The organism is Otoolea muris (genome assembly GCF_943193115.1).
GTDB classification, from domain to species: Bacteria; Bacillota; Clostridia; order Lachnospirales; family Lachnospiraceae; genus Otoolea; species Otoolea muris.
In genome coordinates this window covers 37,243-51,624 of record NZ_CALPCY010000036.1, presented here as the reverse complement: position 1 = coordinate 51,624, position 14,382 = coordinate 37,243, and the positions used below count along the sequence as shown (strand labels likewise).

Below are 14,382 nucleotides of genomic sequence, written 5' to 3'. Positions count from 1 at the left end.
TGATTCGTCAGGCCGGAGGCTCTGCATTGCCGGATCACATCCAGCCAGTATTGAAGTTTTACCTGTTTATCCGGAGTCAAAGTGGAAATGTCCATAGGTATTCTCCTTTATCTGGATTTAGAGTTTTTGGAGTGCCCCCTAAAAACTCTAACCCTGATTTTACAGGAGAACGCCATATATTTCACTACACGTTCTTATTTGACGCTTACGAAGATCAGGGTTTTCGGACAGTCTGGGGGGGGGTACTGGCGGCTGCAGAAGCCTGCATGGTGTGGAGCTTTGCCACATACCAGGTTCTCGTCCCATATTTTATAGCGGTCAGCGCGCTGCTGTTTATTGTGTTTTATCTTCTGGGGGAGGCGAGAGAGCGATATTTTGATATGTGCCTGCGGATCGTTCTGGCCTTTCTGGCCGGTTTTGCGCTCTACAGCATACTTTCCAGGGTTCTGGTGTGGCAGTATTTCGGACAGATCGGCGCCACGCCCCTGTCAGATACCTATATGAGATGGGGGAACGCCCCGGTGTGGGAGTGCATATCAGGTATCGTACGCGATGTAAGGGATGTTGCCCTTGCCAGGGTTCTGGTGTTCAGCCGGTATTATATATTTATGACGCCTGCGTTTATGGCTCTTGCAATCGCGCAGGGAAAAAAGACGGGGAAAAAACAGTACCCGCTGCTGATCCTTGGGGTTCTGATTTTTGTCGGCTCGCCGTTTTTACTGTCCGCCGTGCTGGGAAATTTGGTGGTGATCCGGGCATGCCTGGTGTATCCGGCGGTGTTCGCCGCAACGGTGGGGCTGATCCCTGTGCTTTTGTCAGAACGGTTTCCGCAGAAGCATTTTTTAAAGTGGGCGGCCGTGGCTTTAAGCGGAATCATGCTGTGCAGCCAGATCAGCATTTCAAACAGGTACGCTGAGCTTGTCCATGCAACGGCTGAGGCGGATGTGCGGTTTGCGCATGAAATTTATATGAAAAAACAGGAAGTGCTGTCAGAGTATGGTATCGGGAATGGGGATTGGGTTCCGATCGTATTTGCGGGGAAACGGCGTCCGGAGTTTCCGGGATGCTATATCGAGCCCAACCATGCAACCGGTATTTCATTTTTTGAGATCGACAGCGGCCATGTGGACGGCACGGGGCGGATTGCGCGTATGATGTGCAGTACGGGAATGAAAACGGCAGAGCCGTCCATTGAACAGTTTGAACAGGGAATGGAGGATGCAAAGGCCATGCCTGTATGGCCTCTGGAGGGCTCATGCAGATATAATGAGGAGCTGCAGATGATAGTCGTGAAATTATCGGATGATGCCGAATAAAACGACCTTTTCTCATAGGAATCTGCGGAGCCGGAGGCTGGACGGCCATGGCGGTTCAGCATAAAACAACCGTTATAAGGAATCCCGCAGTTCTTATGCCATAGCGGTATAAGGGCTGCGGGATTTATGTCTTTTCGTCAGTTTCACGCCCAATGACAAAACTCCGGGCTTCAGAGCCTATTTTAAATAACAATAACCGGGCCCAAACGGGTTATGCGCCGCTCAGAGCTTCACGGCCCGGCGGCCCATATTCCAGACTCATCTATCGCCTATCACAACCTCCACCCGATACCGCTTTCCCCCGCCCTCCGGCCGCAGCACAGGGGATGAAACAGGAACGCCGTCCAGGGTGATCGCTGCGATGCCCTTTTCCACATGCCCGGGGTTCGTCACATGGATGGAATATACGGCCCCCCGGTAGCTGCGCGTTACGGTAAACTCCTCAAGCTCCGCGGGAATGCACGGATCGATGCGCAGCCCGTCAAATTCGGGCCGGATGCCGAGGATGTACTGCGAGACATTCACAAAAGCCCAGGCCGCCGTGCCGGTCAGCCAGCTATTCTTTGCCTCGCCGTGGCGCGGGGCGTCCCTTCCGGCGATCATCTGGGAGTAAACATACGGCTCCGTGCGGTGGATGTGGCTGATATCCTCTATGTAGGCGGGGGCGGTTCTCCTGTAGATTAAAAAGGCCCGGTTTCCGCGTCCGATGCAGGTTTCCGCAATGGAGACCCAGGGATTATTGTGGCAGAAGATGCCTGCGTTTTCCTTATATCCGGGCGGATAGGAGGAGATCTCGCCCAGATTTACGTAATATTCCTGATAGGCCGGCTGCTGCAGTACAATGCCGTATTCCGTGTCCAGCCGTTCTTTTACGGAGTCGAGCGCCTGCTTTGCCAGGCCCCCCTGTATGCCGATGCCGGCCAGGACGCAGAAGCCCTGCGGTTCGATGTAGATCTGGCCTTCCTTACAGGTATGGGAGCCGACCGGCGCGCCCGCCGCGTCATAGGCGCGCAGGAACCACCTGCCGTCCCAGCCGTGCCTTAATACGGCCTGCTCGATCTGATCCACACAGGACAGCGCCCGCGCTGCTTCCGCACTCTGTCCCACAAGCTGATTGATCCGCGCATACTCCCGCCCGTATCTGACAAACATGGCGGCAATGAAGACAGACTCCGCCACCGGGCCCTCCGAAGGGCCGAAGGTCTGGAAGGATTCGCCGGGCTCTTCGGAAAAGCAGTTTAGGTTCAGGCAGTCGTTCCAGTCGGCGCGGCCGATCAGGGGCAGGCCGTGGGGGCCGAGATGGCTCATGGTATAGTCAAAGGAGCGCGTTAAATGAACGAGCAGCGGACGGGCCAGCTCTGGACGGTTATCAAAATCCACCATTTCGTCCAGGATCGACAGATCGCCCGTCTCCTTAATATAGGCGGCCGTCCCGGCAATGAGCCACAGGGGATCGTCATTAAAGCCGCTCCCGATGTCGGAATTCCCCTGTTTGGTCAGGGGCTGATACTGATGGTAGGCGCTGCCGTCCTCAAACTGGGTGGCGGCGATGTCCAGGATGCGCTGCCTGGCCCGGTCAGGGATCAGGTGGACAAAGCCCAGCAGATCCTGGCAGGAATCGCGGAAGCCCATCCCGCGCCCGGTTCCTGACTCGTAGTAGGAGGCAGAGCGCGACATGTTGAAGGTCACCATGCACTGATACTGGTGCCAGATATTGACCATGCGGTTTAAGCGTTCGTCGCCGCTCTCCAGGCAGAAACGGGACAGAAGGCCGTCCCAGTAGCGTTTCAGCTCTGAAAGGGCCTGCTCCGCCTGGGAATCGGTTGAAAAGCGCTCCATGGCCGCCAGGGCCCGCTTCTTATTTATGATGCCGGGCGCCTCCCACTTGTCATCCCGCGGGTTTTCACAGTAGCCGAGCAGAAAGATCAGGCTTTTTGACTGGCCGGGCGCAAGCGTGATGTTCAGATAATGGGAGCCGATGACAGCGCCGCCGCTGGCCATGGAGTTCCCCGGCGTTCCCTTAAGAACCGCGGCGGGCCGCTCAATGCTTCCGTACACGCCCAGGAAGGCGTCGCGGCTGGTGTCAAAGCCCTGGATCTCATCATTGACCGCATAATAGGCGAAATGACTGCGCCGCTCGCGGTATTCCGTCTTGTGGTATATCGCAGAGCCGCACACCTCGACTTCGCCAAGGCTTAAATTACGCTGGAAATTCGAGGCGTCGTCCACCGCGTTCCAGAAACAGAATTCCACATAGGAGAAAAGCTCCAGGCTCTGCTCCTGTTCTGTCTCGTTGGTGAGGACGAGCCGGTTGACCTCGCAGGGCTCATGCAGAGGGACAAACGCGGTCAGCGCGGCGGATATCCCGTTTTTGGAAGAACAAAAGCGGCTGTAGCCCAGGCCGTGCCGGCACTCGTAGGAGTCGGTCTTTGTCTTGCAGGGCTGCCACCCCGGCGTCCAAATTTCACCCATATGGCGGATAAAATAATACCTGCCGTTCGTGTCCGCCGGCACGTTGTTATAGCGGTAGCGCGTCAGGCGCAGGAGCTTGGCGTCCCGGTAGAAGCTGTAGCCGCCGCAGGTATTTGAGATCAGTGAGAAAAAGTCTTCATTGCCCAGGTAATTGATCCAGGGCAGAGGCGTGTCTGGGGAAGTGATGACATATTCCCTGGCAGCGTCGTCAAAATATCCGTATTTCATATAAAACCTCCATAATTGTTTAAAAGTTTATCTCTGAATGTTTATCTCTGGGCGGGCCGCGCCGCCGTTTTCTTCGGTCTTTTCATAGGGCTGAAATACCCGGTTGAAAATATATGCCTGGCCGAACGCGGCGCAGGAGAAGCCGGCAAAGGCCATAAACAGCTTCATGAACGGCAGATACAGGCAGAGGGACAGGACAAAGGCGTCCGCTGCCAGAAGGGCCAGCGTGGGCCATTTATTTCCAAGAGCCAGGCGCAGGGCGTTTTTGAGCGTCCGTGCGGTGGTATTTTCAAAGCGGGCGATGAGCGGGAACGCATAGCTTACGGTCAGGAACCAGAGGATCAGCGCGCCGGCCAGAAGCCCTGCGCCCGCCAGGGCCAGGGGCGTGCCGATGGACAGCCAGAAGACGAGACCGAATAAAAGGAACGCTCCCAGGGCGGCCAGAATCAGAAACGCCGGGATCCCGGGCCGGAGATTTTCACGGAATTTCCTCAGATAGGGGCGCGCGAGGTAGCCGTATTCCCCCCGCGCCTCCCGCATCGCGACCGCGTAGAGGGCGGCGAGCGCCGGGCCGATGGTGATAACCGGAAGGCAGGTGATGAGGAATACGGCGTTCAGCGCCGCCAGATTGCAGAGTGTATTGATAAAATCCATGACGGGATTGTGAAACATGCGCTCTTTAAACATAAAAGCCTCCTTTATATTCCGGGAGTACATTCCGAAAGTACATTCTGCTCCCGGAGTCCCCGCGCGCGTGCTTTTGTATAATTGTACGTTCAGCACAGTAGGCGCGCGGTTACGTCTGACTGTTACACTAAATCTACTATATCCACAATAAATCAAAAGAGCTACCGCAAAAAAACGCTAAAAAATACATTATAAAATGGACATTTCCTGTTATAATGGCAAAAAGAAGATTTTTTGCCGGAAAAGAGGCGGGATTTTTCCGGTATTTTCCCGAACGCCCCGATGCTAGAATGAAATCACAAAGAGCAGTTAATGTACTCCCGGAATCCCGCTGCGCCCGACGTTGTGAGATTCCGGGCGTACATATAAAAAAAGGGGGTTTTAAGGAAATGTTAAAAACAAAGACTGCTGAATCGGGGACTGCCAGGAGAAAATCCGGGAGCAGCGGCTTCCGGTATTTTCTGTGGGTGCTCCCATTCATTATCATGGTGCTCCTGTTTTCCTACTTTCCGCTTCACGGGTGGATCTATTCGTTCTTTGACTACAAGCCGCCGCGAAGCCTGGCGAGCTGTGAATTTGTGGGACTCCAGTGGTTTAAGATGCTGTTCACCAACAAGACGCAGGTGGCGCAGCTTATCCAGGTGCTTAAGAACACCTTTGCGATGAGCTTTCTGGGGCTTCTCACCTCCATCCTGCCGCTGGGCTTTGCCATTCTCTTAAATGAGATTAAGAGCAAAAAATTCCGGTCCTTTGTGCAGACCTTTACGACGCTTCCGAACTTCATAAGCTGGGTTCTGGTGTTCTCAGTCGCGTTTAACCTGTTTTCATCCACCGGGATCGTGAATGTCTTTCTGATGAATATGGGCATTGTGACCGAGCCGGTGAAGTTTCTGGACAGCGATGCCCATACCTGGCTGTGGATGCTGATGTGGAATATCTGGAAGACGCTGGGCTGGGGCGCGATCATCTATCTGGCCTCCATAGCAGGCATTGATCAGGAGATGTATGAGGCGGCCTCCATCGACGGGGCGAACCGCTTTGACCAGATCCGCCATATCACGCTGCCGGCCCTTTTGCCGACGTTTTTCATCATGCTGATGATGGCGGTATCGAATTTCTTAAATAACGGGCTGGATCAATACTTTGTATTCCAGAATTCCTTTAATAAGGAACATATCCAGGTGCTGGATCTGTATGTGTACAATATCGGCATGGGCAGCAGCTATTCGCTGGCCACGGCCATCAGCATGTTAAAGAGTATTGTCAGCGTGGCCCTGCTGTCGGCGATGAATGTGATCTCAAAAAAGACGCGTGGCGAATCGATTATTTAGCGAGGTAAGGATATGAGCAGCAGTTTAAAGAGAAAAAAGACAGGCGCTGTAGACGCGGCGTTTAACATAGCCAATTATCTGATATTCGGCATTTTTACGCTTTTGTGCATTTATCCGTTCTATTATATGGTCATCAACACCATAAGCGCCAATGATTTGAGCGCGGCCGGCGCAATCCGTTTTATCCCCAGGGGGATCCATCTGGAAAACTATAAGGCCCTGGCGCAGCTTCGCGGCCTGGGCCCGGCGGCGCTGGTGTCGGTCGGAAAGACCGTTATCGGAACCGTGCTGGCCGTGCTGGTTTCCGCGTTCCTGGGCTTTATGTTTACACAGGAGCGGATGTGGGGGCGCAAGTTCTGGTACCGCTTTGTGGTCATTACCATGTATTTTAACGCGGGTCTGATCCCGATGTTCATCACCATGAAAAATCTGCATCTTTTGAATACGTTCTGGGTGTACGTCATTCCGACCGTGGTGCAGCCTTTTAATATTATCCTGGTCAAGACCTATGTGGAGTCTCTGCCAAAGGCCCTGCAGGAGGCGGCGGAGATCGACGGGGCGGGTATTTTCACAGTCTTCTGGAAGGTCATCCTTCCGACCTGCACGCCGATCCTGGCGACAGTGGCGATCTTTGCCGCGGTGAGCCAGTGGAACAATTATCAGGATACGCTGCTTTACATCATTGATCAGAAGCTTTATTCGCTCCAGTACCTGCTCTATACATACATCAACCAGGCAAGCTCCCTGGCGGCCATGGTGCGCAACAGCGGCGGGGCGGCTATGAGCGGGACAGCGCTTATGACACAGCAGACGGGAACCTCGATCCAGATGACGGTATCGGTTGTGGTCGTGCTTCCGATCCTGTGCATTTACCCGATGTTTCAGCGGTTTTTTGTAAAGGGAATCATGATTGGTTCGGTGAAGGGCTGACTGCAGGCAGGAACCAAAAAGGAGGAGAGTGTTTTATGAAAAAGAGATGGATCGCGGCCGGGCTGGCGGCTATAACGGCCGCGGCGATTTCCGGCTGCGGGGAAAAGGCGGATCCCAGAGAGCGGAACGCGGACGGATCTTATACAAACTTTATCACAGTGGATGTATATGACGAGGCGGCGAATTACCAGGGCGTCCAGAGCGGCTGGTTTGCGCAGGTGGTGAAGGAAAAGTTCAATATGGAACTGAACATTATCGCGCCCAACGTGGCCGGAGGCGGCCAGACGCTGTACCAGACGCGGTCCGCGGCCGGGGATCTGGGGGATCTGATCCTGATAAACCCCCAGAACGGCAAGCTGGCGGATCTGGTGGATGCGGGGCTTCTGCTGGACTGCGCGCCCCTGCTGGAGGGCAAATATGTGATGGACACATACGGGGATGCGGTGCGGGCCACGAACGGGCTGGTTGAGCAGGAAGGGATCTGGGTACTTCCGAACTCCGTGTCCCTGGAGCCGCCCACAGAGCCCTCGGAGGGGCTGGAGCCGACCTTTGGCCCTTATATCCGCTGGGACTACTATGCAGAGCTGGGGTATCCCACGATCGAATCCCTGGACGGTTTCCTGGAGGTTCTTAAGGATATGCAGGATCTGGCCAGGGAAAAGGAGGGCGCAAATGACATCTATGCCATCTCCCTTTTCAAGGACTGGGACGACAATATGATGAACAGCGCAAAGCAGTTTGCCTGCATGTACGGGTACGACGAGCTGGGCTTTATCCTCTCAAAGGCGGACGGGAGCGAGTACCAGAGCATCATCGACGATGATTCGATGTATGTAAAGGCCCTGCGCTTCCTGCACAGGGCGAATGAGATGGGGCTGGTGGATCCGGATTCGACGACCCAGAATTATGACACATGGTCCGCGAAATATACGAGCGGCAAGGCCCTTTACTGCCCGTGGCCGTGGGTGGGCCAGAATCTGTTTAACACGGCGGAGAACAAGGCGCAGGGAAAGGGCTTTATGCTGGCGCCCGTTGAGGATATGCGGATTCTTTCCTTTGGCAATTATCCGGAGGGAGACGCCAAGCAGGTGATCGGGATCGGCGCCAAGGCGGAGGATCCGGAGCGCCTGGCCGATTTTATTGACTGGCTGTACTCGCCGGAGGGGATCCGGCTGAACGGGCAGGCAAACGGGGCGGCCGGAATCAAGGGCCTGACCTGGGAGACGGATGAGAACGGAAAGCCGGTGCGCACTGATTTCGGCCGCAAGGCGCTTCCCATGAATTCGATGGACGTGCCGGAGGAATACGGAGGCGGAAACTGGAAGGACGGCGTTTCGGCCCTGAATTTCAAGTCCGTGAACCTCGTTGATCCGGATCCGGAGACCGGGGAGCCGTACTATGTCCTGTGCTGGAAGTCCGTGATACAGGAGGACATGACCGAGCTGGAGAGGGACTGGAGCCGCCACATGGGCTCTGACACGAGCATGGGGTATCTTCGCGAAAACGGAAAGCTTCTGGTCGCGCCCGGCGCGAATTACACCACGCCGGAGGAGGACTCAAATATCACAACCATACGCGGCCAGTGCAAGACCGCGATCGTGGATAACTCGTGGAAGATGGTGTTTGCCGCGGACGACGCGCAGTTTGAGTCCATTTTGGATACAATGCAGACAACGGCCAGGGGCCTGGGCTATGACGAGGTGCTGGCGGTAGATATGAAGAACGCGGAGGATCAGACGGCCGGACGCCGGAGGATCGTCGATCTGTATGGAGAATAGAGAAATGAATGGCAATAAAATCTGGTACGGGGGCGATTACAATCCGGAGCAGTGGCCGGAGGAGACGTGGCAGGGGGATCTGGATCTCTTAAAGGGGGCCGGGATCGATACCCTGACTCTGAATGTATTTAGCTGGGCCTCGCTGCAGCCCTCGGAGGAGACGTATGACTTTGCGCGCCTTGACCGGATCATGGATCTGGTGAGAAAAAATGGGTTCCGCGTCATCCTCGCCACCTCCACCGGGGCGCACCCGGCGTGGATGGCAAAGCGCCATCCGGATATCCTGAGAACGGAATTTAACGGCATGAGGAGAAAATTCGGGGGACGCCACAATTCCTGCCCCAACAGCCCGTCCTACCGCCTCTATGCCCCCCGCCTGGCCGGGGAGCTGGCCAGGCGGTACGGCGGCTATGAAAACCTGGCCGCCTGGCATATCTCCAATGAGTTTGGCGGGACGTGCTACTGCGAAAACTGCGAGCAGGCGTTCCGGGCGTGGCTGCGGAAAAAATACGGAACGCTTGACGCGCTGAACCGCGCGTGGGATACTGCGTTCTGGGGGCATACGTTCTATGACTGGGACGAGATAGTGGTTCCGAACCTTTTAAGCGAGTATCTTGACAATGAGCGGAATATGTTCCAGGGGATCGCGCTGGACTATAAACGCTTTAACTCGGACAGCATGCTGGCATGCTTTCAGATGGAGTATGAGGCGGTAAAGGCGTTTACCCCGGATATCCCGGTGACGACGAACCTGATGGGCTTTTATAAAGAGCTGGATTACGGGAAATGGGGCCGCTTTATGGACATCGTGTCCTGGGACAATTACCCGGAAAATGAGGATCCGCCGGCTAAAATTGCCATGGCTCATGACCTGATGCGCGGAGTCGGGGGCGGGAAGCCCTTCCTCCTGATGGAGCAGACGCCGAGCGTGGCGAACTGGCTTCCGTACAATGCGCTGAAGCGCCCGGGCGTGATGCGGTTGTGGAGCTACCAGGCGGCGGCCCACGGCGCGGATTCCATCCTCTTTTTCCAGATGAAGCGCAGCGTGGGAGCATGTGAGAAGCTGCACGGCGCGGTGATTGACCATGTGGGAAACGGGAATACGAGGGTATACCGGGAGACAGCGGTCCTGGGAGAGGAATTAAAGCGCCTGGGAGGCAGGACGCTGGGGGCCAGGACAAAGGCGGACGCGGCCCTGTATTTTGACTGGGACAACTGGTGGGCCATTGACGGCAGCGCGGGCCCCAGTAAGGACCTGGATTATCTGGAGGAGTTTTTTCTCTACTATCAGGCGCTTTATGAGGAAAATATCGGCGTGGATGTGATCGGGCCGCAGGACAGGTTTTCTGAATACAGGCTGGTGATTGCGCCCATGCTCTATATGGTAAAGCCCGGCCTGGACGAAAAGATCCGGCAGTTTGTGAGCGATGGGGGCTGCTTTGCGGCCACATGCTTTTCCGGGATGGCGGATGAGAATGATTTGATTGTGACCGGCGGCTATCCGGGGCGTCTGCGGGACATCCTGGGGATCTGGGTCGAGGAGTCGGACGCCCTGCCGGAGGGACGGGAGAACCATTTTACCTATAAGGGAAAAAGGTATCCCGCAAGGCTTTTGTGCGATTTAAGCCATCCGGAGGGCGCGCAGGCGCTGAGCGCGTATGAAGAGGATTTTTACGCCGGGATGCCTGTGCTGACCGTCAACCGCTTTGGCGCGGGGCAGGCGTTTTACATGGGGGCCTGCTCCGGCCCTGAATTTTACCGGCACTGGCTTTCCGATGTATGTAAACAGTGCGGCGCGGCCCCGGCTCTCCCGCCCGTGGAGGGCGTGGAGGTTACGGAGCGGGAAAATGAGAACGGAACCTTCCTGTTCGTCTTAAACCACAATGAGACGCCGGCCCTGCAGCCGCTTTCCGCGCCGTGCCGCGACCTCCTTGGCGGGGCGCGGTATGAGGCCGGGGACAGCGCGGCGCTTCCCGCAAAGGGCGTTATGATACTGGAACGCATCGTATAAGCAGGCTAAAAAATCATCGGGGGAGACTGTCCGAAAACTCAAAGGATGGAAAATTTTCTCCCACTAACAATGAGAAAACAGGCATAAATTGCCAATACATCTCCCACTTTAATGCCGAAAACTGTAATGAAAATGGGATAGAGTCACATCAATTGTTAGTTTTCGGACAGTCTGGGGGGGATTTTCAGGTTCGCCCTGCTTCCTCTCCCCGGCGGTCTGCTTGCGGTATTCCGCCGGGCTGGTTCCGGTGTATTTCTTAAACTTTTTGTGGAAATAGTCCACATTCTTATAGCCAATCTGTTTTGCAATCTCATAGACCTTCAGGCTCTCGTCCGACAGCAGGCGTTTGGATTCGTCGATACGGACCTGATCCACAAAGGAATTAAAGCTCATCCCCGTTTTGCGGTTAAAGATTTTGCCCAGATAAGAGCTGTTATAGCCGAACAGGGGCGCGATTTCCTCAAGCTTTAGGTTTTCCTGATAATTGTGGTAGATATAATAAAGCACTTCGTCGATCACATTTTCCCCGGTCGGCTGGCCCACGCAGCGGGTCCAAAGCTCCGCCTGCCCGGACAGGAAGCCGATGATCTCGTACAGATAGTATTTCCCCTCAATAAGCTGGATGGCGGAGGAATTGGCCAAAAAGGGGATATCCTCGTTGGGGTAGCGCTGTATCAGGGCCTGCCGGACGCCGATATAGATGTCCACAAGGAAATGCTTAATGGAGGTAATGTCATCGTCCCGGCCGGAGAGGAAGGCGGAGAGCTCCCCGATGGTATCCGCAATCAGGCTCGGGTTGTGGGACTGGATATAATTGGCCAGGCGTCTGGCGTACGAGGCGGACAGCTCCGGGGAAAGCGGCGTTTGGCTCTGCGGGGAGGAGAGCTCGGTATAGCCCATCACATGCTGGTTTTCCTGGCAGAAAAAACGGCGTCTGGAAAGCTGCTTCACATCCTCGTAGGAGCGGAAGATCTCCTGTACCTTAAGCACTCGCCTCCCGTAGGCGAGGAAGATGGAGTCAAAGGGCGATCCCCTCTGCGGGCCCTGCGCATAATGGCGCAGGAGATTTTCAAATTTAGAGATGGCAAAGCCGCCCTTTAAGAGGACGATCCGCCGGCGCTCCAGCTCGAGGATATCAAAGGTGGTGTTGTCCTGATTCGTCACCCGCATCAGATCCGCGAAGTTCCAGGGCTGGTAAAACGAGGACGGATTGTAGTTTTCATAGGATACCACCTGGTAGACGCTGGCGTTTAGGTTCAGATCATTTAAATCCAGGGCGTCGTAGTCGCAGCGGTTTAACAGGATCTCCCGCAGGATTCCCTCCTTCGCCTTTTCGCGGTACCGGTTCAGGGAAAGGCTGGCGCGGGCTTCCTTCTCAATCAGGCTGCGGACAGAGGCGACGGCCTGCGCGAGCTCCTCCTCATCGATCGGCTTGGTTAAATAAAAATCCACGCCGTAGCGCATAGCGGCCTGCGCGAGCTTGAAATCCGAAACGCCGCTTAAGATAATGAATTTTCCGACAAAGCCGCGGCTGACCGCCTCTTCGACCACCTCAATCCCATTCTTTTTCGGCATACGGATATCGAGGAGGACGAGATCAATGTGCATGGAAAAGATTTTGTCCAGCGTTTCCTGGCCGTTTGAGGCCGTCGCGCAGACGGTAAAGCCGAGCTCATTCCAGTCCACGATATAGGTAAGCCCTTCCAGCACAATCGGCTCGTCGTCGGCGATCAGTACATTGCGTATATTCATACATCTTCCTCCGTTGCGGTAAAATAGGGGATCGTCAGGCTTACAAGCGTCCCAAGGCCCGGGCGGCTTTTGATGGTGAGGCCGCGGTCAGTCTTGTAAAACAGCCGGATGCGGTTGTTGATATTGTAAAGCCCTATGCCGTGCCCGTCGCGCCGTCCGGGCGATTCCATCTGCGTTAGTACCTCTGAAAGCGTTTCGCGATCCATGCCGGCCCCATTGTCAAAGATGGAGATCCGCAGGATATCGCCGCGCCCGGCAGCCGGGCGTTCAATATGCAGGATCAGGCGTCCGTTTTCCCCGGTGGGCTCGATGCCGTGCGTGATGGCATTCTCCACAAGGGGCTGTATGAGCAGCGGAAGGATCCGGCAGTTCTGCGGTTCAATACGCTCATCGACGCGGATATCATAGTTGATTCGCTCTCCAAAGCGCATCTTCTGGATGGAAAGCCAGGTGTTTATGTAATCCAGCTCGCGGTCCAGCGTCTCCAGCGCCGCGCGGGTGCTTCCCAGCACATAGCGCATGGATTTGCCCAGAAGCCGGATGGCGTTGGCGACCTCCCTGTTTCCCTGGGAAAAAGCCTTCATGCGGATCGTCTCCAGGGTATTGTACAGGAAATGGGGGTTGATCTGGCTGGCCAGAAGCTTAAGCTCCATCTGCTGCTGCTGATTGGAGAGAAACTGCTCGTTTAGCTGGGTCTGGTATATGCGCGCCTCCGCTTGCCTGAGCTTTTCCACCATGATTTTCAGATCCTGAAAGGCCGCGGTCAGCTCATCGTCCCCGGGGATGTCGCTGGCGATCTGATAGTGGTTCTGGCTGGCGCGCGACATGGCGTCCCGCAGGGCGGTGATCCGCTCGCTGAAGTAGCGGGCATAGAAAAACAGGATCAGGGCCGAAGCGGATAACGATGCCAGCACGGTCAGGAAAAAGGCCAGTCCAAGGCGCAGGATGCGGGGAACCGCCAGGGGATCCACGACCAGGATATGGATCCGGTCGTCGGTCCGGTAGGGCGTCAGGGCCTGGATGGAAGCCACGGCCAGCTTCCCTGCAATGCGGAATAATCCGCTCCGCGACGCCCGGGCGCTGTCCGTGAGGTCAAGAGGCGGCGGATTGCCGGGCCAGCTCCGGTCCGAGCTGAAAAAGACAGGCTCGCCGTTGACGGACATATAGATTCCGTACGTATCCCGGATCGCCAGGTTGCGCAGGTAATCGTTGGAAATGGACGCCTCCATGACGGCAAAGGTCTGCATCCGGGGCAGGGGGATGCGGCAATAGTAGTGCAGCTCGTGATAGGGTACGCCGCCCTGCCCGGTGCGGACGCCGCTGTGGCAGAACAGCCCCGCGTTCACGCTGGCCTCCTGATACCAGGAGGCTGTCTCTGTCTCTTCCGTGACGGGCGAAAAATAGGGGCTGTGGGGCAGGCGATCGATGATATCCCGGGGGAGATAGATCGTAAGCCCGCTTAAAAATGCCGTGTCCTCCGCCAGCGAGGAGAGAAAGCGCGACTGGATGAGCATCTCCTGATCGAGGTCTAAGAGCGCGGGATCCGTACACAAAAAGCGCTGGAGGGATTCACTTGTGAGGATGCTGCTGCAGACCGAGTACATGTGGATAGAGGTTGTCAGCATCATGGAACGAACCTGCATGGCCCGGGATGCGGCGAGTTCTTCATAGCTCTTTAGCATCTGGCGCAGGGCCAGGCCGGATATAAGGCTCCCGATCAGAAGGAAGGGGATCATGACAGTGGTGAGAAAGAGCTTAACGAGCTGCCGCCGGACGCTGTCTTTTGCGAAAAAGCGCTGGTAAAGGGTGTAGAATGTCATTGGGGCGCCTCCGTGGCTTTTGTGGGTTTCCAATTATTTTATAGAAGTCCTGTTTTT

General features: G+C 55.8%; 9 protein-coding genes. 5 read left to right on the top strand and 4 right to left on the bottom strand.

From position 1 onward, the window contains the following. Window positions 1-131 precede the first annotated feature (131 nt). A complete protein-coding gene (locus NFS31_RS18340) occupies window positions 132-1,316 on the top strand; it encodes a glucosyltransferase domain-containing protein (RefSeq protein ID WP_331482755.1) in 1,185 nt (394 codons plus the stop codon). Window positions 1,317-1,574: 258 nt separating this feature from the next. On the opposite strand, the gene NFS31_RS18335 is transcribed toward NFS31_RS18340, so the two are convergent. Both NFS31_RS18335 and NFS31_RS18330 read right to left on the bottom strand, forming a co-directional pair. After that, on the bottom strand, window positions 1,575-4,016 hold the full coding sequence (locus NFS31_RS18335; protein WP_251498332.1) for a glycoside hydrolase family 94 protein: 2,442 nt from the start codon (window positions 4,014-4,016) through the stop codon (window positions 1,575-1,577). A 27-nt stretch (window positions 4,017-4,043) separates the two neighbouring features. Continuing rightward, the gene (locus tag NFS31_RS18330) at window positions 4,044-4,703 is read right to left on the bottom strand and encodes a YesL family protein (RefSeq protein WP_251498329.1); all 660 of its coding nucleotides are present in this window, start codon (window positions 4,701-4,703) and stop codon (window positions 4,044-4,046) included. A 389-nt stretch (window positions 4,704-5,092) separates the two neighbouring features. Between NFS31_RS18330 and NFS31_RS18325 the strand changes: the two genes are divergently transcribed. The 4 genes from NFS31_RS18325 to NFS31_RS18310 are packed head-to-tail and all read left to right on the top strand — an operon-like array spanning window position 5,093 to window position 10,753. Continuing rightward, window positions 5,093-6,034: an ABC transporter permease gene (locus NFS31_RS18325; RefSeq protein WP_251498325.1), complete on the top strand. Its 942-nt coding sequence runs from the start codon at window positions 5,093-5,095 to the stop codon at window positions 6,032-6,034. A 12-nt stretch (window positions 6,035-6,046) separates the two neighbouring features. Further along, on the top strand, window positions 6,047-6,964 hold the full coding sequence (locus tag NFS31_RS18320; protein ID WP_251498322.1) for a carbohydrate ABC transporter permease: 918 nt from the start codon (window positions 6,047-6,049) through the stop codon (window positions 6,962-6,964). Between the two features lie 35 nt (window positions 6,965-6,999). Then, complete coding sequence (locus NFS31_RS18315; RefSeq protein ID WP_251498319.1) at window positions 7,000-8,742, top strand: type 2 periplasmic-binding domain-containing protein; 1,743 nt, start codon at window positions 7,000-7,002, stop codon at window positions 8,740-8,742. A gap of 4 nt (window positions 8,743-8,746) precedes the next feature. Further along, entirely contained in the window at window positions 8,747-10,753 is a 2,007-nt protein-coding gene (locus tag NFS31_RS18310; RefSeq protein ID WP_251498316.1) for a beta-galactosidase, read from the top strand. 108 nt (window positions 10,754-10,861) lie between these two features. Here the strand turns inward: NFS31_RS18310 and NFS31_RS18305 are convergent, their stop codons facing one another. Together NFS31_RS18305 and NFS31_RS18300 are read right to left on the bottom strand one after the other, a co-directional pair. Next, entirely contained in the window at window positions 10,862-12,505 is a 1,644-nt protein-coding gene (locus NFS31_RS18305) for a response regulator transcription factor (protein ID WP_251498313.1), read from the bottom strand. Continuing rightward, window positions 12,502-14,325, bottom strand: coding sequence for a sensor histidine kinase (locus NFS31_RS18300; RefSeq protein WP_251498308.1), 1,824 nt, complete (start codon window positions 14,323-14,325; stop codon window positions 12,502-12,504). The genes NFS31_RS18305 and NFS31_RS18300 overlap by 4 nt, the downstream gene beginning before the upstream one ends. Between the last annotated feature and the right edge of the window lie 57 nt (window positions 14,326-14,382).